A 25,269-nucleotide genomic window follows, 5' to 3' on the forward strand; every position below is an offset into this window, starting at 1 on the left:
GCTATAGCAAAGTCGTCAACAGTTGCATGCAACTTGTGCAATGGCATGCGTTAGGGTGTGGCCATGACAGTCACGGAGACGCTCGCCGATCAGGCGTACCGTCAGGTCCGCGCCGCCATCGCCGCCGGTCACCTCGCAGCGGGAGCGAAGGTGACCGAGCGCGGCCTGGCAGAACGCCTGGCGATCAGCCCCACCCCGGTCCGCGAGGCGCTGCGACGGCTGGAATCCGACGGGCTGATCGAACGGATCGGGCCGCGTACCGTGCTGGTCGCCGAGATCCGTGACGCCGCCATCGACGACCTCGCCGAGGTGGAGGTCGGCCTACGCGGGCTGGTCGCCCGGTTCGCCGCCCGGCACGCCACGGCCGACCAGCTCGACGCCCTCGACGAGATCCTCGACCGGGCCGACGACCTGCTGATCCTGCTCAAGGAGCGCCGCGCCCAGCGCCTGCCGACCGAGCGGCACCTCACCGCCCTGCTCGACACCATGGTGGAGTTCAACGAGACGGTGAACGCCTGCGCCCACAACCCGGTCCTCGTCCGGATGCTCGACCAGAGCCGGGTGTTCACCCGCCCGCAGCGGCGGGAACTGCTGTTGCAGCGGGTGGCCGAGGACGACACCTTCGGCATGGAGCGTTACACCAGCCACCGCGCCCTGGTCCGGGCACTGCGGACCGGCGACTCCGCCGCCGCCGAACGCATCGCTATCGCCGACGCCCAGGGCGGCCTCGACGCGCTGCGGAGGGCCCGATGAACCACCGGATCGCCGTCATCCCCGGCGACGGGATCGGCAAGGAGGTCGTACCGGCCGGGATCGAGGCCCTGGAGGCGACCGCCGGACGCTTCGGCCTGCGGCTGGAGTTCACCGACTTCGGCTTCGCCAGCGCCGACTACTGGCAGCGGCACCAGCGGATGCTCCCGGCCGACTGGGAGGAGACGCTGCGCGCCTTCGACGCCATCTACTTCGGCGCGGTCGGCTGGCCCGCCGTGGTGCCCGACCACATCTCGCTCTGGGGCAGCCTGCTCCAGTTCCGGCGCACCTTCGACCAGTTCGTGAACCTGCGCCCCTGCCGCCTCATGCCCGGCGTCCGCAGCCCACTCGCCGACCGCGCGCCCGGCGACATCGACTTCCTGGTGGTCCGCGAGAACACCGAGGGCGAATACTCCAGCGTCGGCGGGCGCATCTTCGAGGGCACCGACCGGGAAACCGTGCTCCAGGAGACGGTGATGACCCGGATCGGCGTCGACCGGGTGCTGCGCTTCGCCTTCGAGCAGGCACTGAACCGCCCGCGACAACACCTGACCTCAGCCACCAAGAGCAACGGCATCGCCATCTCGATGCCGTACTGGGACGAGCGGGTGGCGGCGATGGGCGAGCAGTTTCCCCGCGTACGGGTCGACAAGTTCCACATCGACGCCCTCGCCGCCCAGTTCGTACTGCACCCCGAATGGTTTGACGTGGTCGTCGCCAGCAACCTCTTCGGTGACATCCTCTCCGACCTCGGCCCGGCCTGCACCGGCACGCTCGGCATCGCGCCGAGCGCCAACATCAACCCTGACCGCCACCACCCGAGCCTCTTCGAACCGGTGCACGGCTCCGCACCGGACATCGCCGGCCAGGGCATCGCCAACCCGATCGGCCAGATCTGGTGCGGCTCGATGATGCTGGACCACCTCGGCCATCCCGAGGCCGCCGCCCATCTCCTCGGTGCCATCGAGGACGTCCTGGCGCTCGGGCCGAAGGAGGCGCCCCTCACCCCCGACCTGCACGGCACCGGCACCACCGCCGAACTGGGCCACGCGATCGCCGAACGCGTCCGCGAACGCTGAATGCGGTCCGCGCTTGCCGGAGATCAGCGGCGCTTCCCGTGCGGTCCCGCATCGTCCCATGCGGGTCACACGTCGGCGAGCAGCGCGTCGAGGGGTCGGGGCACGGTGTCGCGGGCGATGGCGGCCTCGACGAGCAGGCGGGCGTAGCGCAGGTTGCGGCGTGAACTGCTGCGCAGGAACCGCCACAGCTGCGCGTCGGGATCCCGACCGCGCCAGGCGGGCTGGCTCTGGAACCCACGGAACAGCCGCAGCTCGCCCTGGGCCTCGAAGAGGGCTTCGACATCCGCGCTGCCGACGGCACGGATCAGCTCGTCCTCCAGGTCGTCGACGCAGACCTGGAACCCGAGTTGCGCCATTTCAGCTCGACTGCGAGGCGTACCGACACCCGCCTCGGTCAGCCCACGCCGGAAGATCTCCTCCTCCCGCAGGTCGCAGAGGCCGGCGAGGCGCAAACCGGTCCCGGGTGGTCCCAGCCTGGTCAGGAAGCGACCGATCGCGTGGGCCCCGCCGATCGGAACGATGACGATCCGTTCGGCGGCGAGATCGCGGCCACGACCGGCCGCCAGCGTCTCCAGGGCGATCTGGTCGCTGATGCCCTCCACGAGCACCGCGGCCGCGGCCGACTCGGCCTGCGCCAGGGCCCGGGCGGTGGCCTGCATCGATGCGGCATTGCCGCCCAACGGTCCGTCCAGACCGATCGGGGCCGGCTCGCGACGCGAGGTGACATCCATGGTGGGCCTCCCCCGTCCGGTCGGCGGTGGAGCCCCGCGACGGGCAACAAAGACAAAGGCAGAGAGTCACCTCCCTGCCACTCCTAACGTATAGCGCACCGGGGGGCTTGTGGCAAGACCCGGGTTCTGCCGCAGAATCGTCGGCCGGACACGGTACCGACGAAGAAACGGGGAGCACATCGTGCGGGAGCTGTCGACGTACGAGACGACCGGGCAGTACGTGTTGGGCCTGCACGACATCGACGAGACACAGCTCGGAGTCGTGGGCGGTAAGGGGGCCCACCTGGGCGTGCTGACGCGGATCAACGGCCTGGGGGTGCCGGCCGGCTGCTGCGTGACCACGGCAGCGTTCCGACGGGTCATGGCCGAAGTGCCATCAATGGACAAGCGACTCGACCAGCTGGCGCGGCTGGACCCAGACGACCGGGACGCGATCCGGGCGTGCAGCGCCGAGATCCGGCACGCCATCGAGGCCGTCCCCGTGCCGGTCGAGGTGGCGGCGGCGATCTCCGGCGCCGTCGACGAACTCGACGGGCAGGCCGCGTACGCCGTCCGGTCCAGCGCGACCGCCGAGGACCTGCCGACGGCCTCCTTCGCCGGTCAGCACGACACGTACCTGAACGTGCTGGGCGCGGCCGCGGTCGTCCAGCACGTCCGCCGGTGCTGGGCGTCGCTGTTCAGCGAGCGTGCGGTGGCCTACCGCCAGCGCAACGGCGTCGACCACCGTACGGTCGGAATGGCTGTTGTCGTGCAGCGCATGGTCTTCCCGGACGCGGCCGGCGTCCTGTTCACCGCCGACCCGGTCACCGGCAACCGGAATGTCTCCTCCGTGGATGCCAGCTACGGCCTCGGCGAGGCTCTGGTCTCCGGCCTGGTGAACCCGGACGTGTTCACGGTGCGCGACGGCGAGATCGTCGGCCGGGCGGTCGCCACCAAACAGCGGGCCCTCCACGCCCTCCCCGACGGCGGTACGCGGGAACAGGCGATCGACCCGCAGCGGCGGGAGCAACCGACTCTGACGGACACCCAGGTCGTGCGGCTCGCGCAGCTCGGGCGGCGGATCGAGGCACATTTCGGCTGCCCGCAGGACATCGAGTGGTGCCTGGTCGGCGACGCCTTCCAGATCGTGCAGAGCCGGCCCATCACGACGCTGTTCCCTGTCCCGGCAACCGGCGACCAGGACAACCACGTCTACGTCTCGGTCGGCCATCAGCAGATGATGACCGATGCCATGAAGCCGCTGGGACTGTCGATGTGGCAGTTGACGGCCATGGCGCCCATGCAGGCGGCCGGCGGCAGGCTCTTCGTCGACGTCACCCAGCGGCTGGCCTCCCCCGCGACCCGCGCTCCCCTGCTGGAGATCATGGGTAAGGGCGACCCGCTGGTCAGGGATGCGCTGGAGACCATCCTCGCCCGCCCCGACTTCATTCCGACGCGGCCGGACCCAGCCGCCCCGACACGGCCCGACGCGCGGACCGGTGGCGCACCGGCCGCCGGCCCGGCGGTCACTGCGATCGACACGGACCCGGCCATCGTCGCCGGACTGGTCGAGCGCAGCCAAGCCTCCATCACCGTCCTGCGGCGCGACATCCGGACGCAGACCGGCACGGCGTTGTTCGACTTCCTGGCAACCGCGTTCCAGGAGCACAAACGAGTCCTCAGTGACCCGCTGAGCATGCAGGCGATCATGGCGGGGATGGATGCCACCTGGTGGCTCAACGACCACCTCTGCACGTGGCTGGGCGAGAAGAACGCAGCCGACACGCTGACCCTCTCCGCCCCCGGCAATGTGACGTCGGAGATGGGGCTGGCGCTGCTCGACGTCGCCGATGTGATCCGCCCCTACCCCGAGGTGGTGGCGTTCCTGCATGACGTCGAGAGTGAGAGCTTCCTCGACGAGTTGCCCAGGCTGCCCGGCGGCACCGAGGCGCGCCAGGCCATCGAGGCGTACCTCGACCGGTACGGCATGCGCTGCGTCGGCGAGATCGACATCACCAGGCCACGGTGGCGCGAACGTCCCACCACGCTGCTGCCGGTGCTGCTGGAACACGTCCGGCACGCCGAGCCGGGTGCCGCGGAGCGTCGTTTCGAGCATGGCCGGCAGGCTGCGGAGCAGAAGACACGTGAGGTGCTGTCCCGGCTGCGGGCCCTGCCGGACGGGGAGCGAAAGGCGACCGAGACCAGGCGGATGATCGACCGGGTCCGAACCTTCGCCGGCTATCGGGAGTACCCGAAGTACGACATCATCAGCCGCTACTTCCTTTACAAGCAGGCCCTACTGGCCGAGGCCGAACGTCTCGTCGAGGCACGGGTGATCCGCGAGAAGGAGGACGTCTTCTTCCTCACCTTCGGTGAGTTCCACGACGCCGTACGCACCAACCACGTCGACGATCGGCTCATCCGGCAGCGCCGGGAGGAGTTCCGGTCGCACCAGGCGCTCCGGCCACCCCGGGTGCTCACCTCGGAGGGTGAGGCCGTCACCGGGTCGTACCGACGCGACGACGTGCCGGCCGGTGCCCTGGTCGGTCTGTCGGTCTCCAGCGGCACCGTGGAAGGACGCGCCCGGGTCATCCTGGACCTGGGCCGAGCCGATCTCGAACCGGGCGACATCCTCGTCACCACCCACACCGATCCCAGTTGGACGCCCCTGTTCGTCGCGGTCGCCGGCCTGGTGACGGAGGTCGGCGGACAGATGACCCACGGCGCGGTGATCGCCCGGGAGTACGGCCTGCCAGCCGTGGTCGGGGTGGCGGACGCCACCCGGCTGATCCCCGACCGGCAACTGATCCGCGTGCACGCCACCGACGGGTACGTGGAGATCCTGCCCCGATAGACGCCCTCCCCGATGGGTCGCGGGCTCAGTACATCTCGTCAGCCGCCGGGCCGGGATCGGCCTGGACATCGTGCGCGTCATGGTGGGCGATGGTTGACCACCGCCTGAACGGAGCCGTCCCGCTGTCCTCAGGCGGCAGTCAGGCCACCGTCGATCGCGAGTGCCGCCCCGGTGATGAACGCGGCCTCGTCGCTGAGCAGGAAGGCCACGAATGCGGCAATCTCCGCTGATTGCCCGACGCGTCCAACCGGGTGCATCGCACCGGCGGCACGGATGGCCTCCGCCGCGTTCGGGCCCATCGCGCCACGCAGCAACGGTGTGTCGACACCGCCGGTGACCAGGGCGTTGATCCGCACTCCAGCCGCGGCAGTGTCGAGTGCCGCAGACCGGGTGAGCCCGACGACGCCGTGTTTGGCGGCGCTGTAGGCGGACATGCCAGCGGCACCGGTGACACCCACGTTGGAGGCGTTGTTCACGATCGCTCCGCCACCGGCGGCCTGCAGCGCCGGAATCTGGTACTTCAGCCCGAAGAAGACGCTGTTGAGGTTGAGTGCCAGCTCGGCATCCCACGCGTCGTGGTCGATCGCGGTGACCGGACCGATCGCGGTCGCGGCGCCCACGTTGTTGAATGCGCCGTCGAGCCGACCGTAGTGGTCGACCGTCCGCTGGACCAGTCGCCGCACCTCGGCGTCGACTGTCACATCGGTCGGCACGAACATGACATCTCTTCCGGCCGCGTGCAGTTCGGCGACAAACGCGTTACCCGCGCCCTCTCCACGTGCCGCCAGGACGACCTTGGCGCCTTCTGCGGCGACGCGCTCCACGACGGCACGCCCCATGCCCGAGGTGGCACCGGTGACCAGAATGACCTTGTCCGCAAAACGCATGGACATGGTTGATCCTCATCTCTCGTTGGTTGATCTGCTCACGTAGGGAGCAGTGACAAAGCGCCGCGCGGTCAGCCGCGCCGCGCGGGAATCTCCAGGTGCAGTTCGGTCAACCGGCCGGGCGCACCTGCGGCCCCGGCCCGTCGAGCGTGGTATGTCCCGGGGCGCGCATTCCGTCCAGCAGGATGGTGATGACCCGACGCCACCCATCGGGTCCGGCGTCGACCCCGAGGCAGTGGTCGGTGTCCAGGGCGGAGCGGGAGCAGATCATGATGTCCTGCCAGGTCACGTCCGCGCGTAGGTAGCCCGCCACGCGCGCCCGCTCGGTCAGGCGTACCAGGGCGTCCTGTAGCGCGGCGGTCCGCTGCGCGAGTTCGGGCGATGGCGGCCGTTCGCACGCCGCGGTCACCTCGGCCAGTCCGCGACTGTCCCGGTGCGCCCCGGCCAACTCCATCACGAACTCCACCAGACCGTCCCATGGATCAACGCGCTCCAGGCAAACTTCTGCTGCCTCGCACAGTTCGTCGTACAGCCCGAGCACCACGTAGTCGAGCAGCGCCTCCTTGGTGCCGAAGCGCCGGTACAGGGTGCCCACCCCCACGCCCGCCGCGGTTGCGATGTCCAGGGCCGAGACATCGAGCCCACGGGCGGCGATCGCTTCACGAGTGGCGACGATCAACTGGCGTCGGTTCTGCTGTGCGTCGGCGCGGGTCCCCGACGGGCCAAGATCGCTCATGATGCACCTCCATCCGCGCCCGGCCTGGGGGCGATCGTCAAACGGACGACCATCGTCCGCTTGACCGAAGCGTATCCCAAGCGGACGAGAACCGTCCGCTTGGCGAGGGCAGCGGACACGTGACGCTGGCTACTCGCCGGGAGATCGACACCCTGCCGAAGGGCCACGACGAGCCCGACTCCTGACCATCCGGCCAGCGCACGGGTGCCCCGGGTGCCGCCCGGCGCGGCACCCGGGGCGTCCCGGGCCCCGTCGGCCCGCTTATCCGCGCACGGCGACGGTGTCGGCCGTCGCGGTACGCAACTGGTGGGAGCGGATCAGCTCCGCGTAGCGGTGCCCGCTGGCCTTGACCGTCCGCCGTTGGGTGGCGTAGTCGACGTGCACCAGACCGAACCGCTTGTCGTAGCCGTACGCCCATTCGAAGTTGTCCAGCAGCGACCAGGCGAAGTAGCCGGCCAGCGGCACACCCCGGCCGACCGCCGCGGCGCAGGCGGCCAGGTGTCGTTCCAGATGGTCGGTGCGCTCGGCGTCATCGACGGTGCCATCGGCGGTGACCACGTCCGGCCAGGCCGAGCCGCTCTCGGTGACCAGGATCCGGGCCGGGGCGTACTCCTGACTCACCTCGACCAGGAGCCGTTCCAGGCCCTCGGGGTGCACCTCCCAGTCCATCGCGGTGTGCGCCGCGCCGGGCACCGGAACCTGCCGGGCGTACGGCGCCGGGCCGTCCGGATCGTCGGCCACCACCTGCCGGAAGTAGTAGTTGACGCCGAGGAAGTCGGCCGGCGCGGCGATCACCGCGAGGTCGTCGCCGCGTACCGGCGGCTCGACGCCGTAGGTGTCGACCATGTCGGCCGGGTAGCCGCGACCGTGCAGCGGGTCCAGCCACCAGCGGTTGACGTGCCCGTCCATCCGGTGGGCGGCGGCCACGTCAGCGGGATGGTCGCTGGCCGCGTCGATCGGGCTCAGGTTCAGCACCGGGCCGATCGACGCCGGCCGGCCCGCGTGGGCCCGGATCGCGGCAGTGGCCAGGCCGTGGCCGAGCAGCACGTGGTGGGCGGCGGACACGGCCCGACCCAGATCCCGCTCGCCGGGAGCCATCCGCCCTTCCAGGTGCCCGATCCAGGCGATACAGAGCGGCTCGTTGACGGTGCACCAGTCGCTCACCCGGTCGCCGAGGCGGGCCGCGACCACCGCGGCGTAGTCGGCGAACGCCTCGGCGGTCTCCCGGCGCGGCCAGCCGCCCCGGTCCTGCAACGCCTGCGGCAGATCCCAGTGGTAGAGGGTGACGTACGGCCGGATGCCGGCGGCCAGCAGCCCGTCGGTCAGGCGGTCGTAGAAGTCCAGGCCGGCGGCGTTGACCCGGCCGATCCCGTCGGGTCGCACCCGGGGCCAGGCCACCGAGAATCGGTACGCACCGACGCCGAGGCCGCGCATCAGCGCCACGTCCTGCGGCCACCGGTGGTAGTGCTCGCAGGCCGATTCTCCGGTGTCGCCGTTGTCGATCGCGCCGGGCCGGGTGCAGAAGGTGTCCCAGATGGAGGGTGCACGGCCGTCGGCGGTGACGGCACCCTCGATCTGGTAGGCCGAGGTGGCGACACCCCAGCGAAAGTCGGGCGGCAGCGTGGACAGGTCCGGCACGGGTGGGTTCTCCTCGGTTCTGGTGATGGACGGGCTCACTTGACCGCCCCGGCGGTCAGGCCGGCGACGAAGTACCGCTGCAACGCCAGGAACCCCGCGACCACCGGCACACTCACCACCAGCGAGGCGGCCATCACCTGGTTCCAGTAGACGTTGAACTGGGTGGAGTAGCCCTGCAGCCCCACGGCGAGGGTGCGGCTGTCCTCGTTGGTCAGCACCGAGGCGAAAAGCACCTCGCCCCAGGCGGTCATGAAGGCGTACACGGTCACCGCGACCACGCCGGGCACCGCCGCCGGCAGCACCACCTGGAACAGGGTGCGCAGCGGGCCGGCGCCGTCGACCTGGGCGGCCTCGTCCAGCCCGCGTGGGATCGAGTCGAAGTAGCCGACCAGCATCCAGATCGAGAACGGCAGCGAGAAGGTGAGGTAAGTGATGATCAGGCCGGTGCGGCTGGCGTAGAGCGCGATGCCGGTGGCGTTGCCGAGGTTGACGTAGATCAGGAACAGCGGCAACAGGAACAGGATGCCGGGGAACATCTGGGTCGACAGTACGGTCACCGAGAAGATTTGCCGGCCCCGGAACCGGTAGCGGCTGACCGCGTACGCGGCGAAGATCGCCACGCTGACCGAGAAGATGGCGGCGACGCTGGCCACCAGCAGGCTGTTGAGCAGGTAACGGCCGAGCGGGACCGTCGACCACATGTCCACGAACGCCTGCACTGTGGGGCGTCGGGGCCACCAGGTGAAGGCGCCCTGCACATCCTGCAACGGTTTGAGCGCCGAGCTGACCATCACGTAGAGCGGAACGAGGACGAAGGCGGCGAGCAGGGTCAGCACGATCCGGCGCGACCAGCGCTCCGCGGTGGTCTCACGCATCGTTCCTCCGTCGGTTGGTCAGCAGCAGGTATCCGGCGGTGACCAGGAGCAGGAACAGCAGCAGCACCACCGACATGGCCGAGCCGGTGCCGAAGTCCCAGGTCTGGAACGAGCTGCGGTAGATGTGCAGCGAGATGAGGTCGGCCTCGGCGGGTGCGGAGCCGCCGAAGAGGACGTACGGGGTGTTGAAGTCGTTGAAGGTCCAGAGGAAGAGCACCAGCAGCAGGACCAGGTTCACCGGACGCAGCATCGGCAGGGTCACCGAGCGAAGCCGCCGCCAGAATCCCGCGCCGTCCATCGCGGCGGCCTCGTAGAGCTCGTCCGGAATGTTCTGCAAACCGGCCATCACGCAGAGGAAGGCGAACGGCCAGGTTCGCCAGATCGAGACGATCAACAGAGCCACGAAGCTGTTGTCGCCGATCAGCCAGAACGGCGGCTCGTCGAGCAGGCCCAGCTGGTCGACCAGGACGTGGTTGACCAGGCCGGTGTCGCGCTGGAAGAGGAAGGTCCAGGTGATCACGGCGGTGTAGACCGGCAGGGCGTACGGGGTGAGGAAGAGCGCCCGCAGCACGGCCCGGCCCCGGAACGGTCGTTGCAGCAGTACCGCGCCGGTGGTGCCGAGCACCCAGGACAGGCCCACCGACAGCACCGTGTAGAGCACGGTGACCCGGAACGAACGGAGCAGCTCGGCTCCGGCGGCGGAGTTGAAGTCGAACACCACCCGGTAGTTGTCCAGCCCGACGAAGGGTGCCCCGGACCAGTCGCGGATGTGGAACTGGGTCAGCTCCAGCAGGCTCATCCACGCACCGACGAGCATCGGGATGACGTGGATCGCCAGCTCCAGCACGACGGCCGGGGCGAGCAGCAGATATGGCAGCAGTGACCGGCGGGGCCGGCGGGCTGCGGGTCGGGCCGGCCGGCCGGCGCCGGCAGCGCGGTCGGTGGCGGGCGGCGAGGTGGTCGTGGTCATCGAGGTCCCTTCGCGGGCTGGCCGTGGGAGGGTCGGCGGCACCTCCCACGGCCAGCGGTCCGTGGTCAGCGCATCTGCTGCTGAGCCCGGGTCAGCTTCTCCCGGACGCTGTCCTCGGTGACCGGCCTGCCGCTGGCCGCGTCGGCGAAGAGTTCCTTGATGGCGGTGCCGACAAGCGTCTCGAAGGTGCTCTCCTCGGGCACCTGCGGCAGCGGCGCCGCCGTGGTGGCCAGGGTCTGCGCGAGGACCTTCTGCTCGTCGGCGGCGAAGGCGGGGTCGGCGGCGACGGTGCCGACCGCCGGCAGTGAGCCGTACGTCTTGTTCAACGTGACCTGCTCGGTGTCGCTGGTCATGAACTTGACGAACTCCAACGCCCCGTCGAGGTTCTTGGTGTGCTTGAACACCGCGATGTTGATGCCGGCGACCATGCTGTTCACCTGCTTGCCTCCGGCCGGCGGAGTGGCCAGGAACGGCACCGGGGCCACCCCGTACGCGTCGGCCGCCATGTTCTGTGACTTGAGGTTCGCGCCGGCGGCCTGCCAGAGCAGCATCGCCGCCTTGCCGTTGGCGAAGTCGGAGACGGACTGGTTCTGCGCGTACTCGGCGTTGCTCGGGTTGACGATCTTGTCGACGGCCATCAGGTCGACGTAACGCTTGACGGCGGCGACATTCTGCGGGGTGTCGAAGGTCGGCTTGCCGGCGGCGTCGAACCACTCCCCGCCGTACTGCTGAGCGAACGTGAAGGCGTGGTGGGCGTTCTCCGACGGGTTGGCCCCCTCTACGGCGAGGCCCCACTTGCCGTCGCCGGTGAGCTTCCGGCCGACCTCGGCCACCTCCTCCCAGGTGGTCGGCGGCGCGGTGATGCCGGCGTCGGCAAAGGACTGCTTGTTGTAGTACAGCGCGTAGGCGAGGCTGTAGAGCGGCACGGCGGCCGGCGGCTTGTCGGGGGCTCCGGCGGCGGCCAGCGCGGCCGGGACGAAGCGGTCCTTACCGCCGACCTTGTCGAGGGTGGCGTCGTCGAACTCGACGAGCGCGCCGGTGGCCTGCAGCGAGGCCGACCAGGTGTTGCCGATGTTCACCACGTCCGGGCCCTGCCCGGTGGTGGCGGCGGCCAGCAGTCGATTGAGCAGGTCGGACCAGGGCACGACCTCGACGTTGACCTTGATGCCGGTCTGCTGTTCGAACTTGTCCAGCTCGGGCTGGAGGATCTCCTTGTCGGCCTCCAGACTGGCGCCCTGGTTACTGGCCCAGTACGTGAGGGTCTTGCCGCCGTCGCCCGGCTCGTCGCCGGAGCCGCAGGCGGTCAGCGACGCGGCGGCCAGGACGGTCGCGGTGAGCATCGCGAGGTGTCGTCTCGACACGGTCTGCCCCTTCGGTCTCAGGGTCGTGGTGGTGGAGGAGGGAGTTACATCACGGCTTAATTAATGTCGTCATTAAAATGGTTCGGCGGAGGGTCGTCAAGCATGGGGTCGTACAGTCGCCCCCGGGGCGGCCGACGGGATGAGGTGACACGTGGAGCTGGCGCGGGCGACGAACCGCAGCGTCCGGTTGCGCAACCGGTCGGCCCTGCTGTCCCGGATCTTCCTCGACGGACCGCTGACCCGGCAGGATCTCGTCCGGGGCACCGGGCTCAGCCAGCCGGCGGTCAGCAACGTGGTCGGCGACCTGATCGACGAGGGCCTGGTGATGGAGGCCGGTGCCGCCGAGTCCGACGGCGGCCGGCCGAGCATGATGCTGCGGATGGCGCCGCGCCACGCCGTCGTGGTCGGCGTCGACGTGGGCGAGACCCGGGTACGCGTCGAACTGTTCGACCTCACGATGACCGTGCTGGGCAGCGTCGAATATCCGCTGGAGCACAACGGCACCGAACCGGCGACGGTGGCCGGGCACGTGCTGGCCGGCATCGACCGGGTGCTGGCCGACTCCGGGATCAGCCGGTCCGAGGTGCTGGGCGTCGGCATCGGTGTCTCCGGGGTGGTCGAGCAGGGCACCCAGGCGATCGTGGACGCGCAGACCCTGGGCTGGCACCGGGTGCCGCTGGAACGGCTGATCGCCGAGGGCACCGACCTGCCCCTGCACCTCGACAACGGCGCGAAGACCCTCGGCCAGGCCGAGATGTGGTTCGGCGCCGGGCGGGGCGCACGCCACGCCGTGTTCGCCCTGGTCGGCTCCGGCGTCGGCGCGGCCGTGGTGACCAACGGCGTCACCTACCGCGGCGCGTCCAGCAGCGCCGGCGAGTGGGGTCACACCACCCTGGTGTACGGCGGCCGGCCCTGCCGCTGCGGCGCACGGGGCTGCCTGGAGGCGTACGTCGGGGCCGAGGCGGTCATCGACCGCTACCGGGAGGCCCGGCGCGGCCGGCCGGTGCCCGGCTCGGACGAGGAGTCCCAGCTCGGCGCGCTGGTAGCGGCGGCGGAGACGTCGGAGACCGCGCGGCGGGTACTCGACGAGACCGCCGACTACCTGGGCGCCGGTGTGGCCAACCTGATCAACCTGTTCAACCCGGAGCGGGTGGTGCTGGGCGGCTGGGCCGCGATGGCGCTGGGCGGCCTGCTACCCGCCATCCGCGCGGCCGCCGGCCGCCAGGCCCTCCGCGCGCCGTACGCGCAGGCCACCATCGAGCTGGGCCGGCTCGGCGTCGACGCGGTCGCGCTCGGCGCCGCCACCCTCCCGATCGCCCGGCTGCTGGCCAACGGCGGCACCCGCCGCTGACGGCACACACCCGCCGAACATCACCCTCGGCGACATCACGTCCGACCGGCACCCTCCCCACCGCACGCTTTGCTCTGCTTCAACCGACGCAACGGTCACGCTCCGTGTCACCAATCGGCCGAGCGGCGCATCACCTGCGATGCGAGGGCGCTGGTCAACGGCTATTGCGCGGGTTGAAGCAGAGCAAAGCGTGGCGAGTGCATTCCAGGAGGACGGCCGGGAGTGACACGCTGAGTGAGGTTTACTCATGGTCACCAACGGGGTGAATGCGGATCGATGTCTTGACGGCGACGCAACGTCGCCGCAACACTCTTCGGCAAGCGCGCTACCGCACAACGGTGCCAACCCGGCGGCATCATGGTGCGGCAGCGTCAGCCGTCCCGAATCCCCGTCGCGCCCGTCGTCAGCAGCCCTCGACCGACAGGCGACGTCATGACACCACCCGTTTCCCTCGTACCATCCACGCCCGGCCGCAGACCACGCACCCGCAGCCTGCTCGCCGGCCTGGCGGTGGCGCTGGTGGCCACGCTGGTCCCGCACGTCGGCGCGGCCCCCGCCCAGGCCGCGCCGGTCCTGCTCTCCCAGGGCCGGCCAGCCGCCGCCTCCTCCACCGAAGGCGGCGCCTTCCCCGCCTCGGCGGCCGTCGACGGCAACACCGGCACCCGCTGGTCCAGCGCCTTCAGCGATCCCCAGTGGCTCCGCGTCGACCTTGGCAGCCGAGCCACCATCACCGGCGTCACCCTGAGCTGGGAGGCCGCGTACGCGCGCGCCTTCCAGATCCAGACCTCCGACGACGGCACCACCTGGACCACCATCCACAGCACCAGCAACGGCGGCGGCGGAACCCAGACGCTGGCCGTCACCGGCAGCGGCCGTTACGTCCGGATGTACGGTACCCAGCGCGCCACCGGATACGGCTACTCGCTGTGGGAGCTCCAGGTCTTCGGCGAGTTCGGCGGCGGCGGACCTGGTGACCCGGTCGAACCGACCGATCCACGGAACCCGAACTTCGGCCCGAACACGTACGTCTTCGATCCCGCCACCCCCACCGCCACCATCCAGAACCGGCTGAACACGATCTTCAGCCAGCAGGAGACCAACCAGTTCGGCCCGCAGCGGTACGCCGTGCTGTTCAAGCCGGGCAACTACACCGCCGACGTCAACCTCGGCTTCTTCACCCAGGTCGCCGGGCTCGGCATGTCCCCCGACGACGTCAACCTCAACGGGCACGTCCGCGCCGAGGCGGCCTGGTTCGGCGGCAACGCCACACAGAACTTCTGGCGGGCTGCGGAGAACCTGTCCGTGACCCTGCCCGCCGGCGTGGCCGTCGAACGGTGGGCGGTGTCGCAGGCCGCGCCGTACCGGCGGATGCACCTGCGCGGCGGCCAGAACCAGATCCAGCTCTGGGACGGCTACACCGGCTGGGCCAGCGGTGGGCTGATGGCCGACACCCGCATCGACGGGCTGGTGGTCTCCGGCTCCCAGCAGCAGTGGTACTCGCGCAACAGCGAGTTCGGCAACGGCTGGACCGGCTCGGTGTGGAACATGGTCTTCCAGGGGGTGGCCGGCGCGCCGACACCGAACTTCCCGAACCCGTCGCACACCGTCATCCCGACCACGCCGCTGGTCCGGGAGAAGCCGTTCCTGTACGTCGACGGCACCGGCGAGTACCGCGTCTTCGTGCCGGCGCTGCGCGCCAACTCCTCCGGCACCAGCTGGTACAACAAGACCCCGGCCGGCTCGTCCATCTCGCTGGCCGACTTCTTCGTCGTCCGGCCGGGCGCCTCGGCGGCGACCATCAACAACGCCCTGGCCCAGGGTCGGCACCTGCTGTTCACCCCGGGCGTGCACCGGGTCACCGAGCCCATCCAGGTCAACCGGGCCAACACCGTCGTCCTCGGCCTCGGACTGGCCACCATCCAGGCCGACAACGGCACCGTCGCGATGCGGGTCGCCGACGTCGACGGGGTCAAGGTCGCCGGCATCATGTTCGAGGCCGGCGCCGTCAGCTCCCCGGTGCTGATGGAGGTGGGCCCAGGCGGCTCCTCGGCCAGCCACGCCGCCAATCCCACCTCGCTGCACGACGTCTTCTTCCGCATCGGCGGGCCGGGCGTCGGCCGTGCCGCCACCAGCCTGGTCGTCAACAGCGACAACGTCATCGGCGACCACCTGTGGCTGTGGCGGGCCGACCACGGCGACGGCGTCGGCTGGACGGTGAACACCGCCGACACCGGGCTGATCGTCAACGGCGACAACGTCACCATGTACGGCCTCTTCGTCGAGCACTACCAGAAGTACCAGACCATCTGGAACGGCAACGGCGGGCGGACGTACTTCTACCAGAACGAACTGCCGTACGACCCGCCCAACCAGGCGGCCTGGATGAACGGTTCGACCCGGGGCTACGCCGCGTACAAGGTGGCCGACTCGGTGACCAGTCACCAGGCGTGGGGGCTGGGCAGTTACGCCTACTTCAACGTCGACCCGTCGGTGGTGGCCGAGCGGTCGTTCGAGGTGCCGAACAATCCGAACGTGCGATTCACCAACATGGTGACCGTGTCCCTCGGCGGCGTCGGCACGATCAACCGGATGATCAACAATGTCGGTAACACGGTCAACGCCGGCAACCAGGTGTCGTACCTGACCGCGTATCCGTAGGCCGGTGGTGGCCCGGCCGGTGACCCCGGCCGGGCCACGCCGTCACGCCGGGCTGACCGGTTCCCGGGACAGCAGCGCCCGCAGCGCCCGGACCACGTCGGCCGGGGACTCCTCGGCCATGAAGTGGCCGCAGGTGACCGTCTCGTGCACCAGGTCCGGTGCCCATCCGCGCCACAACCCGGCGGCGTCGTACCCCAGAGCGGCACCCCAGTCCTGCTGAAGGACGGTCACCGGCATCCGCAGCCGGTTACCCGCCGCCCGGTCGGCGCGGTCGTGGACGACGTCGATGCCGGCGGTGGCCCGGTAGTCGGCGACGATGGAGTCCACCGATGCGCGGGACGCCGCGAGGTACGCCGCCCGGACGTCCGCGGGAATCGCGCCGGGGTCCCGGATCCAAACGTCCAGGAAATGGCCGAAGAATGCGTCGGCGCTCGCCGCGATCATCTGTTCGGGCAGCCCGGGCGGCTGCGCCATCAGGTAGAGGTGGAAGCCGACCGCCGCGTCGACACCGTGCAGCACGTCCCACATGTCGAGGGTGGGCAGCACGTCGAGGATGGCGAGACGGGTGATCCGTTCCGGGTGGTCGAGGCCGGCGCGGATCGCCACGAGGGCACCCCGGTCATGGCCGGCCAACGCGAACCGGTCGTGACCGAGCGCTTCGGCGAGCGCGACGACGTCGGCGGCCATGGTTCGTTTGGCGTACGCGGTGCCGTCCGGGTCGGCGGGTTTGTCGCTGGCGCCGTAGCCACGCAGGTCCGGCACGATCACCGTGTGGTCGGCGGCCAGGTCGGCGGCGACGTGCCGCCACATCAGGTGGGTCTGCGGGAAGCCGTGCAACAGCACGATCGGACTGCCGGAACCGCCGACGGCGGCGTGCAGTTCCACCCCGTCGGCGACGGGAACGCGCTGCTGGTCGAAGCCGCTGATACGCGGGGTCATTCCAGGTCCTCCGAATCACATGGGTGTCGATCGGCGGTCGCCGGTCGTCGACACCGAGGTTCGCCGGGCCGGATCAGCATCGGATGAGTGCCCGATGAGTGCCGGTGGACCGCCGCCATGATCGGCACTCGCCCTAGAGTGGTCACATGACCAGGCAGGACACGGTTCCGGCGGTGTCCTTCGGGGTGCTCGGTGCGGTAACCGCGTGGGCCGGTGGCGTACCGGTCGGGCTGAAGGGCCCCCGGCACCGCGCCGTGCTCGCCCGCTTGCTGATCGCCCGAGGCCGGGTGGTCCCCGTCGACCAACTCCTCGCCGACCTCTGGCAGCCGTCGTCGGAAGGATCGATCGCGGCGATCCGCACCTTCGTGGCCGATCTGCGACGGGCCCTGGAGCCGGAACGGCCGGCCCGCCGACCGGCCCGGTTGCTGCTCACCACACCCCCCGGGTACGCGCTGCGTGCCCCCGCCGACGCGGTCGACGCCTGGCGGTTCGAGGCGGCGGTGATGGAGTCCGGACGGCTACTCGACCAGGGCCGTCCGGAGGCAGCGCTGACCGGCCTGGACGGCGCGTTCGCCCTGTGGCGGGGGCCTGCCTACGCCGGGTACGACGGCGAGGGCTGGGCCCGTGGGGAAATCAACCGCCTCGACGACCTGCGGCTGCTCGGTAGCCAGCGGCGGGCCGAAGCGCTGATGGCGCTCGGGCGCGATGTCGAGGCCGCCACCGTCCTGCGGGGGGACGCCGAGGCCCACCCGCTGCGCGAGGACATCTGGCGGCTGTGGATCGTCGCGCTGTACCGCTGTGGCCGGCAGGGAGAAGCCCTCGCCGCGCTGCGCCGGGTCCGCGACACCCTGGTCGACGAACTCGGCATCGACCCCGGGCCCCGGCTGCGTCAGCTCGAAGCCGACGTCCTCCAGCAGGCGCCGCACCTCGCCCCGACCACGCCCACCCCGCCGGCACCGGCGCCCGTCACCCCAGCCGCCGTGCCGTCGGCCTCTCCCGACGTGCCGGCCCAGGCCGACCGCACGGCCCCGGAACTTGCCGACCTGCCGCCGGGGCGGCGTCCCTTCGTCGGCCGCGAACCGGAACTGGACCGCCTCGTCCGAGTCGCCGCCGGCACGGCCCGCGACAGCGTGCCGGCCGTCGCCCTGATCTCCGGCGACCCGGGCGCCGGCAAGACCGCCCTGCTCGACGCACTCACCCGCCGCCTGGCGGTCGACGGCTGGGTGACCGCCTGGGGTCGTGTCCCCGAGTACGACGGTGCACCGACCGCCTGGCCCTGGACGCAGATCAACCAGACGCTGACGGCGAGGATCCGGCCGACACAGCAGGCTGCGCCACCACCGCCGGCCGACGCCGGACCGGCACCCGGCAACGGCGGCGAACGGAGCCTCGAGACGCTGCGGTTCCGGCTGCGGCGCGAGGCGATCACGCTTGTCGACAACGCGGCCCGGCAAGCCCCGGTGCTACTGGTCCTCGACGACCTGCACCGCGCCGACGAGGGCACCCTGGACCTGCTCACCGGCCTGTTCGCCGAGCCGGCGCTGGCCAGCGGCCCCGTCATGATCGTCGCCGCGTACCGCACGTCGCAGGTCAACGCCGGGCTGACGGCGACGCTGGCCCGGCTCGCACCCCGCGAACCAGCCCGGGTCTACCTCACGGGCCTACCCGAGGCGGCGACCGCCGAGCTGACCAGGGCGGTCGTCGGGCTCGACGTCGACGCCGTCACCCTCCGGTCGATTCACCGTCGCAGCGGCGGAAATCCCTTCTTCGTCCGCGAGCTGGCCCGGTTGCTCGTCGCCGAGGGTCCGCAGGCGCTCGCCCGGGTGCCGGCCGGGGTGCGCGACGTCATCCGGCACCGTCTCACCCAACTGCCGGAAGCCACCCGAACACTGCTTCGGCAAGCGGCGGTCGTCGGCCGCGACGTCGACCCGGAAGTGCTGTCGGCGTTGACCGGCGAGCGGGAAGCGGTCGTCCTCGACGCCCTCGACCGGGCCGAACAGGCCGGCTTCCTCAGCGCGCACGGTATGGCCGGGCAGCTGCGCTTCACCCACATTCTGGTTCGCGACACCCTCTACGACGACCTGCCGGTCGCCCGCCGCGCCGGGTGGCACGCCGCCGCCGGCGAGGCCCTGGAACGGTTGCACCCGCACCAGGCCGCCGCCCTCGCCCACCACTTCACCGCCGCCGGCACCCGGGCCACCGCCGGCCGTGCGGCCCGCTACGCGCGCTCGGCCGCCGAGCAGGCCGAGACGCGGGCCGCCCCGCACGACGCGGTCCGGCTCTGGGAGCAGGCGGTCACGGCGTACGACCGGGCCGCCGACGGCGACGTGCACGGCCAGTTGGCAGCGCAGATGGGTCTGGGACGGGCCCTCGCGGTCACCGGTCGGCTGGCGCAGGCCCGCCGGCACCGGGCCGCCGCGATCAGCAGCGCCCAGCGACTCGACGACCCCGAACTACTGGCGGACGTGCTCACCGCCTTCGACGTACCGGCGATCTGGACCCGCAACGACGACGAGCTTCTGTCCCGGCAGGTCGCGCTGGCCGTCGAGACCGCGCTGGCGGCCCTGCCTCCGGACGATCACGCGCGTCGAGGTCACCTGCTGGCCACCCTGGCGCTGGAGCTGCGCGGCAGCACCGGCGACCGCGGCGACCGGGCCGCCCGCGAGGCGGAGGACATCGCCCGGCGGACCGGTGACGTACCGCTGCTCGCGTTGGCGCTCAACGCCCGCTATCTGCACACCTTTCACCGGGGTGGCCTGGCGCCGGAGCGGGCACGGCTCGGCGTGGAGCTGGTGCAGGTGGCCCGTTCACGGAACCTGGTGACATTCGAGGTGCTCGGTCACCTCATCGCCATGCAGGCGTACTGCGCGGTCGGCGACCTGGCCACGGCCGACGCCCGCGCCACGGCCGCCGACCACCTCGCCCGGCGCTACGAGCTCCCCCTGGTCGGTCTCTTCACCCGGTGGTACGCGGCCCTGCGGCTGGCCATCGAGGGACGCCCCGCCGAGGCGGAGGACGCCTACCGGGCGGCAGATCACGCCCTGCCCGCCGACGAGCTGCCCGGCATGGCGCAGGGCCTGGCCCCGCTGGCGCTGTTCTGCCTACGGCTGACCACCGGCGGCGACCTGACAGCGGGCGAGACGGTCCGCTGGCGGGGCGAGGATTTTGGTCCGTACGAACCCTGGGTCCGCCCGCTGCTGTTGCTCGCCGCCGGTGACCGCACCGGGGCCGCCGAGGCCCTGAAGGCCGTGCCGGACTCGCCGCACGACCTGCTGCGCGAGGCCCGCAGCTGCCTGGTCGCCCGTGCCGCCCTCGCGCTCGGCGACCGGTCCCGCGTCCGTGCCGCGTACGCCGACCTGCTGCCCGCCGACGGCGAACTGGCCGGCGCCGGCAGTGGTGTGCTCACCCTCGGCCCGGTCGCCCGTCACCTCGGCGACCTCGCCGCCGCGCTCGGCGACCCTGACCGCGCTCGGTGACCCTGACCGCGCTCGGGTCCACCACGCGTCGTCTCGCGGCTGAGGGCTCAACTTGGCCGCGCCGAATCGTCCTCGACGGTCACGTCGACCGGCCCGATCCGCAGGATGCCGTCGGTCAACGGGGTGCAGCGGACGCCGCCCCTGCCGCGCAGGCCACGCCACGCGCCGGGGCCGATGGTCACGTCCATCCAGGCGCAGGGGTGCGCCGCCCGGTTCGCGCGCAGCCGCACCTGACCCTGGCCCGAGTCGAGCACCAGCACCGAGCCGACCAGGTCGTCCACGGTGATGCCCCGGGTCAGGATGTTGCGCCGGACCTGAGCCAGGCCGGTCCCGGCCGGCAGCGACTCGGCGGCGATGACGGTGACGCTCGCCTGCCGATGAGCGGCCTTGCCGAAGTACCGGTCCCCCACGATGCCCAGCTCGGCCCGGATTTGGATCTCGTCCACCAGCTCGCCGGCAGCCACCGGCCCCGGCCCGTCCGCAGGCCGACCGACGAACCGGTGCACGGGCGAGGCCAGCAGCTGGACGATCTCCGGCATGCCCCGACCCTATGCCGGGCACGGTTACCGGTCAGGAGAAGCGGCGTCCCTCGTCGCGCCGGTACGCCCAGCCGGCGAGGGCGGCCAGCCCGACGATCCACACCCCCAGCATGATCATCGAGAGCGGCGCGGGCCGGAAGTCGCCCACTGCCGTCCACATCAACTCGACCGCGCCCCGCGTCGGCAGGAACGGCGCGATCGCCTCGATGAACGCGGGCGCCTGCCCGGGTGCGGTGAGCAGGCCACCGCCCACGGCCAGCGGGAAGAACACCAGCTGGGCGACCACGATCGCCGCCTTGCTCGGCAGGGCGTACCCGATGGCCAGCCCCATCAGCGTGAACGGCACCGACACCAGCGCGACGGTGGCGGCGGCGAGCAGGAACCCCGTTGCGGTGGTTCGCGCCTCGGTGAGCAGGGCCGCGATGAGCACCACCGGCAGCAGCGACAGGTAGGTCAGGGTCAGGCCGGCCAGCACCCGGCCGGCGAACCGCGGGGCCGGCCCGACCGGCAGGGTCCGCAGGTACGGATCCCAGGGCTGGGCCCGGTCCTCGGCGACGCCGACGCCGTACTGGAAGACGTTCGCGCTGAGCACCGCGAAGGTGACCATGGCGGCGGTGGCATAGGTGGCACCCACGGCGTTGTCGCCGACGGCGGGCACCACGAAGAAGAGCATCGCGACGGCGGGAAAGAAGGCGCTGCCGAACACCGCGACCGGGGTCCGGACGAGTTCCAGCAGTTGGTAGCGGGCATGGGCCAGGGCGTACTGCACGGCTTCTCCTCAGGCGGTGGTCGGTACGTCGGCGTCCGCCGGCCGGCTCTCGGCGGTGATGGTGAGGAACGCCTCCTCCAGCGAGGTGGGTCGGACCTCCAGATCGCGAAAGGCAACACCGGCGTTGACCAGATCGCGGACCAGTTGGTCGGCGTCGCCGGTGAGCAGGTGGATCCGCTCCCGGTCCCGTTCCACCCGGACCACGTCCGGCAGGGTCGGCAGCTCGTCGGTGGTCAGGCTGACCCGGCGCAGGCCGACCACGCCGCGGATCGCGGCGACGCTGTCGTCGGCGAGCACCCGCCCCTGCCCGATGACCACCACCCGCTGGGCCAGTGCCTCGATCTCCTCCAGGTAGTGGCTGGTGAGCAGGACCGTACCGCCGTCGGCGTGGAAGGCGCGGATGGCGTCCCACAGCGCGTGCCGGGCCTCGACGTCGAGGCCGGTGGTCGGCTCGTCGAGCAGGACCAGCCGGGGCCGACCGACGAAGGCCAGCGCCACCGCCAGCCGCCGCCGCTGTCCCCCGGACAGCCCACCGGTCTGCCGCCGAGTCAGGTCGGCCAGACCGAACCGGCCGAGCAGCTCGGCCCGTGGCACCGGGTCGGGAAAGTGCGCACCGACGAAGTCGACCACCTCGCCGACGCGTAGCGAACCGGGCAGCCCGGTCTCCTGCGGAGTGACCCCGACCCAGCGGCGGCACCCGGGGTCGCGGGGATCGCCGCCGAAGAGCAGGACCCGGCCACCGGTGGGGCGACGCAGCCCGACGAGCAGGTTGAGCAGGGTGCTCTTGCCGGCGCCGTTCGGCCCGAGGAGGCCGACCAGTTCGCCGGCCGGCACGTCCAGGTCGACCCGGTCCAGGGCCAGGACGTCGCCGTAGCGTCGGGTGGCCTGCTCGGCCCGGGCGAGGATCATGATGTCTCCTTGGCATCGGCGGATGCGAGCAGTGCCCGGATGGCCTCCGTGTACTCCTCGAAGGCCAGGCGACCGCGACGGGTGAGAGCGATCAGGGTGACCGGGGTACGACCCCGGTGGGTCTTGGTGACGGCGACGTACCCGGCTTCCTCCAGCCGCCGCAGGTGCACCGAGAGGTTCCCGGCGGTCATCCCGAGGATCTCCTGCAGGCGCGGAAAGGCCACCTGATCACAGTCGGGCAGGGCGGACAGGGAGGCGACCACCCGCAGCCGGGCCTGGGCGTGGATGACCGGATCGAGTTCGATCATTGCCGGCCTCGACGACGCAGCCAGCCGAGCAGTCCGGCGAGCAGCATCCCGCCGCCACCGGCGACCGCGACGGTCAGGGCGTGCCAGCCGGGGCCGGCGATGGTGCCGAGCAGATTGACCACGGTGATCCAGACACCGAGCAGGAACAACGGGCGGTCCAACCAGATAGCGCCGCCGGCCATGTGCAGGATGCCGGTCAGGCCCACCGCGAGGGCCGACCAGAGCAGGCCGACGAGGTCCGACGGCAGGCTGTCGGACAGCCGGCCGGCGAGCACGAAGAGGGTCAGGAAGCCAAGCCCCCAGGACCAGCCGTACCAGCCGCCGCGTCGGGCGGATTCCCCGGTCACCTGCCCGTACGCCCGCGCGCCGGCCATCGCGGTCACGGCGCCGGCGGCGGCCAGCAGGACGAACAGCGTGGTCAGCGGCAGCCAGGAGGGCATCTCGACCAGGGACGCGTCACCCGGCGAGTAGTGGAGAAAGTGCAGCCCGAACCCGATCAGCCAGGCCAGCCCCCAGGGCCAGTAGTAGGCGCGCGGATCCGGCTCGAACTGACGGGCGGCGGTCGCCCGCTGCTCGTCGATCAGTCGCAGGGCGGCAGCCGGGTCCTCGGGCGGCAGGTCATCGTTCGCAATCACGCAAACTACTTTAAGACGCAAAGTCAAGCGTGCCGACGGCGGCCCGTCCGGCAGGCGGCGCACCCGTTGGCCTGCGGACCGAGCCGGCGGTCCGCAGACCAACGTGATCGCCGGTCAGCTTGCGCAGGTCAACGTGATCCCCTGCGGCACCGTGCTGGCCGAGGCGAGCAGCCCGAACGTGGTGGTACCGCCCGGCGCGACGGTGCCGTTGTACGAGGCGTTGCGGACCGTGACGTCGGCGGCCGAACTGTCGGGCACCCCACCCCAGACCGATTGGATCCGCTCGTCACCGGACCACCGCCACCGGACGAGCCAACCGTCCAGCGGTTCGCTGCCGGTGTTGCGTACGGTGACCGTGGCGACGAAACCACTGCCCCACCGGGCGTCGATAGTGGCCGTCGCGCCGCAGGGGGACAACGGCTCCGTTCGCGCCGGTCCACCGATCACATACGGATCACGCCGGGCCTCGACGTCGCTGAACCGGAACCAGTATTCGGTGTCCGGGGTCAGCCCGTCGAGCGTCACCTGCCCGTTGCGCTCCAGCCCGGTGACCGCCTCGGCTACCGGATTCCGCCAGTTCGCCGCGTCGTCACGGCTGGTGAAGAGCAGGACGGTCATCGGCAGTTCGTAGCCGCAGGGTGGGCCACTGAACATCAGGGAGTAGCTGATCGTGACGGTGGTGGCGGTCACCCCGGTGATCATGGCGCTGATCGGCAGTGCCGGCGGGCAGGCCACCGTCGGGGTAGGTGTCGGGGTCGGGCTTGGGGTCGGACTCGGGCTCGGGGTCCACAGGGGCACCGGGGTCTGGGCGGCCGGGGCGTCGGCGGCACCGGCCGCCGTGACCCCGGCGACTGCGGCCAGGGTCACGGCGGTCAGCACCACGCCGAGCGTACGTAGCATCCGTTACCTCCGAGGTACGGTGACCGGCGGATCGGCTGAGTCAGCCGACGGCCGGTAGGTGTCGGGCACCGGCCAACGGACCGCTGACAGCGTCGACAGCAGACGTCACGGTGGCGGTACGCGCGCGAGAGGGCTGCCCGGACGCGGGGCATCCACGGCCCGCCCACGCCCGTCGAGCGACCGCATCGGCTCCCCGGACGCGGTCGATGAGCCTGAGTCTCCCAGTCGACGTTTCTCGATACAACCGCCCCGATTCAGCGGACCGGACAATAGCCGGATGACAGGTGTCGCCTCCAGGACCGGACCCACGGCGCAGCTCAGCCCATCGACTTAGCGCCGTCGATGCCCTCGCGGATGATGTCGGCGTGCCCGGCGTGCTGGGCTGTCTCCGCGATGATGTGCAGCAGCACCCGGCGGGCCGACCAGCGGGCACCCGGCTCGAACCAGGGGGCCTCCGGCAGCGGGTGACCGGCGTCGAGGTCGGGCAGGGTGGCGACGAGTTCGTCGGTGCGGCGCGCCACCTCGTCGTAGGCCGCCAGGATGCCGGCCAGGGTCTCTCCCGGCAGCATCTGGAACGACTGCGTGTGACGCTCGTTGGCGCCCGGGTCGTCGGAGCTGCCCATCGCCGCCGGACCATCGAGGATGAAGCCGACCCAGTCGCGTTCGGTGTGCGCGACATGCTTGATCACGCCGCCCACACACAGCTCGCTCACCGTGCTGCGCTCGGCGGCCTGCTGGTCGGTCAGCTCCCGTGCCGTGTTGCGCAGCAGGAAGCGGTGCTGGCGCAGGGCCTGGAGCAGGTCGGCACGCTCGGCTGGCAGCCCGGTTTCGGTCATGGTCGGCCCCTTCATCGGCGGTAGGCCGATGCTATTGGCCACCCCCGACAGTCCCTCCGTCAACGCTTGGCGCATCCGGTCGAACTCGA

The 25,269-nt window shown here is 71.3% G+C and carries 20 protein-coding genes and 1 pseudogene; 6 read left to right on the forward strand and 15 right to left on the reverse strand.

Annotated features, from left to right (window positions below; genetic code table 11):
* Nucleotides 1-63 precede the first annotated feature (63 nt).
* On the forward strand, nucleotides 64-753 hold the full coding sequence (locus O7601_RS23430) for a GntR family transcriptional regulator (protein ID WP_281563242.1): 690 nt from the start codon (nucleotides 64-66) through the stop codon (nucleotides 751-753).
* Nucleotides 750-1,829, forward strand: coding sequence for a tartrate dehydrogenase (locus tag O7601_RS23435; protein WP_281563243.1), 1,080 nt, complete (start codon nucleotides 750-752; stop codon nucleotides 1,827-1,829). The genes O7601_RS23430 and O7601_RS23435 overlap by 4 nt, the downstream gene beginning before the upstream one ends.
* Before the next feature lie 65 nt (nucleotides 1,830-1,894).
* Here O7601_RS23435 and O7601_RS23440 read toward each other — a convergent pair whose 3' ends face one another.
* Complete coding sequence (locus O7601_RS23440; RefSeq protein ID WP_281563244.1) at nucleotides 1,895-2,560, reverse strand: TOPRIM nucleotidyl transferase/hydrolase domain-containing protein; 666 nt, start codon at nucleotides 2,558-2,560, stop codon at nucleotides 1,895-1,897.
* Nucleotides 2,561-2,686: 126 nt separating this feature from the next.
* Here O7601_RS23440 and rph point away from each other — a divergent pair.
* A pseudogene (rph, locus tag O7601_RS23445) lies at nucleotides 2,687-5,393 on the forward strand (rifamycin-inactivating phosphotransferase).
* 128 nt (nucleotides 5,394-5,521) lie between these two features.
* On the opposite strand, the gene O7601_RS23450 reads toward rph, so the two are convergent.
* The 6 genes from O7601_RS23450 to O7601_RS23475 form a co-directional block, all read right to left on the reverse strand.
* Nucleotides 5,522-6,286 carry an SDR family oxidoreductase gene (locus O7601_RS23450; protein ID WP_281563245.1) on the reverse strand — a complete coding sequence of 255 codons (765 nt, stop codon included), beginning with the start codon at nucleotides 6,284-6,286 and terminating at the stop codon, nucleotides 5,522-5,524.
* Nucleotides 6,287-6,389: 103 nt separating this feature from the next.
* The gene (locus tag O7601_RS23455; protein ID WP_281563246.1) at nucleotides 6,390-7,016 is read right to left on the reverse strand and encodes a TetR/AcrR family transcriptional regulator; all 627 of its coding nucleotides are present in this window, start codon (nucleotides 7,014-7,016) and stop codon (nucleotides 6,390-6,392) included.
* Nucleotides 7,017-7,277: 261 nt separating this feature from the next.
* Complete coding sequence (locus O7601_RS23460) at nucleotides 7,278-8,693, reverse strand: GH1 family beta-glucosidase (protein ID WP_281563247.1); 1,416 nt, start codon at nucleotides 8,691-8,693, stop codon at nucleotides 7,278-7,280.
* A complete protein-coding gene (locus O7601_RS23465; protein WP_281563248.1) occupies nucleotides 8,690-9,529 on the reverse strand; it encodes a carbohydrate ABC transporter permease in 840 nt (279 codons plus the stop codon). The genes O7601_RS23460 and O7601_RS23465 overlap by 4 nt, the downstream gene beginning before the upstream one ends.
* Nucleotides 9,522-10,499, reverse strand: coding sequence for a sugar ABC transporter permease (locus O7601_RS23470; RefSeq protein ID WP_281563249.1), 978 nt, complete (start codon nucleotides 10,497-10,499; stop codon nucleotides 9,522-9,524). The genes O7601_RS23465 and O7601_RS23470 overlap by 8 nt, the downstream gene beginning before the upstream one ends.
* 65 nt (nucleotides 10,500-10,564) lie before the next feature.
* Nucleotides 10,565-11,860 carry a sugar ABC transporter substrate-binding protein gene (locus O7601_RS23475; RefSeq protein WP_281563250.1) on the reverse strand — a complete coding sequence of 432 codons (1,296 nt, stop codon included), beginning with the start codon at nucleotides 11,858-11,860 and terminating at the stop codon, nucleotides 10,565-10,567.
* A gap of 151 nt (nucleotides 11,861-12,011) precedes the next feature.
* Between O7601_RS23475 and O7601_RS23480 the strand changes: the two genes are divergently transcribed.
* Both O7601_RS23480 and O7601_RS23485 read left to right on the forward strand, forming a co-directional pair.
* A complete protein-coding gene (locus O7601_RS23480) occupies nucleotides 12,012-13,211 on the forward strand; it encodes an ROK family transcriptional regulator (RefSeq protein WP_281563251.1) in 1,200 nt (399 codons plus the stop codon).
* A gap of 432 nt (nucleotides 13,212-13,643) precedes the next feature.
* Nucleotides 13,644-15,869: a discoidin domain-containing protein gene (locus tag O7601_RS23485; RefSeq protein ID WP_281563252.1), complete on the forward strand. Its 2,226-nt coding sequence runs from the start codon at nucleotides 13,644-13,646 to the stop codon at nucleotides 15,867-15,869.
* A gap of 42 nt (nucleotides 15,870-15,911) precedes the next feature.
* Here the strand turns inward: O7601_RS23485 and O7601_RS23490 are convergent, their stop codons facing one another.
* Nucleotides 15,912-16,808: an alpha/beta hydrolase gene (locus tag O7601_RS23490; protein ID WP_281563253.1), complete on the reverse strand. Its 897-nt coding sequence runs from the start codon at nucleotides 16,806-16,808 to the stop codon at nucleotides 15,912-15,914.
* Nucleotides 16,809-16,954: 146 nt separating this feature from the next.
* Here O7601_RS23490 and O7601_RS23495 point away from each other — a divergent pair, with 146 nt between their 5' ends.
* A complete protein-coding gene (locus O7601_RS23495) occupies nucleotides 16,955-20,284 on the forward strand; it encodes a BTAD domain-containing putative transcriptional regulator (protein ID WP_281563254.1) in 3,330 nt (1,109 codons plus the stop codon).
* 47 nt (nucleotides 20,285-20,331) lie between these two features.
* Here the strand turns inward: O7601_RS23495 and O7601_RS23500 are convergent, their stop codons facing one another.
* The 7 genes from O7601_RS23500 to O7601_RS23530 form a co-directional block, all read right to left on the reverse strand.
* The gene (locus O7601_RS23500; RefSeq protein ID WP_281563255.1) at nucleotides 20,332-20,823 is read right to left on the reverse strand and encodes a molybdenum cofactor biosysynthesis protein; all 492 of its coding nucleotides are present in this window, start codon (nucleotides 20,821-20,823) and stop codon (nucleotides 20,332-20,334) included.
* A 31-nt stretch (nucleotides 20,824-20,854) separates the two neighbouring features.
* Nucleotides 20,855-21,592 (reverse strand): ABC transporter permease, encoded by a 738-nt coding sequence (locus O7601_RS23505; protein ID WP_281563256.1) that lies wholly within the window; start codon nucleotides 21,590-21,592, stop codon nucleotides 20,855-20,857.
* 9 nt (nucleotides 21,593-21,601) lie between these two features.
* The gene (locus O7601_RS23510; RefSeq protein ID WP_281563257.1) at nucleotides 21,602-22,501 is read right to left on the reverse strand and encodes an ABC transporter ATP-binding protein; all 900 of its coding nucleotides are present in this window, start codon (nucleotides 22,499-22,501) and stop codon (nucleotides 21,602-21,604) included.
* Nucleotides 22,498-22,809, reverse strand: coding sequence for a transcriptional regulator (locus tag O7601_RS23515; RefSeq protein WP_281563258.1), 312 nt, complete (start codon nucleotides 22,807-22,809; stop codon nucleotides 22,498-22,500). Before O7601_RS23515 ends, O7601_RS23510 begins: the two co-directional genes overlap by 4 nt.
* Nucleotides 22,806-23,444, reverse strand: coding sequence for a transporter (locus O7601_RS23520; RefSeq protein WP_281563259.1), 639 nt, complete (start codon nucleotides 23,442-23,444; stop codon nucleotides 22,806-22,808). Before O7601_RS23520 ends, O7601_RS23515 begins: the two co-directional genes overlap by 4 nt.
* Before the next feature lie 114 nt (nucleotides 23,445-23,558).
* Nucleotides 23,559-24,344 (reverse strand): cellulose binding domain-containing protein, encoded by a 786-nt coding sequence (locus tag O7601_RS23525; RefSeq protein WP_281563260.1) that lies wholly within the window; start codon nucleotides 24,342-24,344, stop codon nucleotides 23,559-23,561.
* Between the two features lie 317 nt (nucleotides 24,345-24,661).
* Complete coding sequence (locus O7601_RS23530; protein WP_281563261.1) at nucleotides 24,662-25,180, reverse strand: DinB family protein; 519 nt, start codon at nucleotides 25,178-25,180, stop codon at nucleotides 24,662-24,664.
* Nucleotides 25,181-25,269 lie beyond the last annotated feature (89 nt).

The organism is Verrucosispora sp. WMMD573, from assembly GCF_027497175.1.
Lineage (GTDB): Bacteria > Actinomycetota > Actinomycetes > Mycobacteriales > Micromonosporaceae > Micromonospora.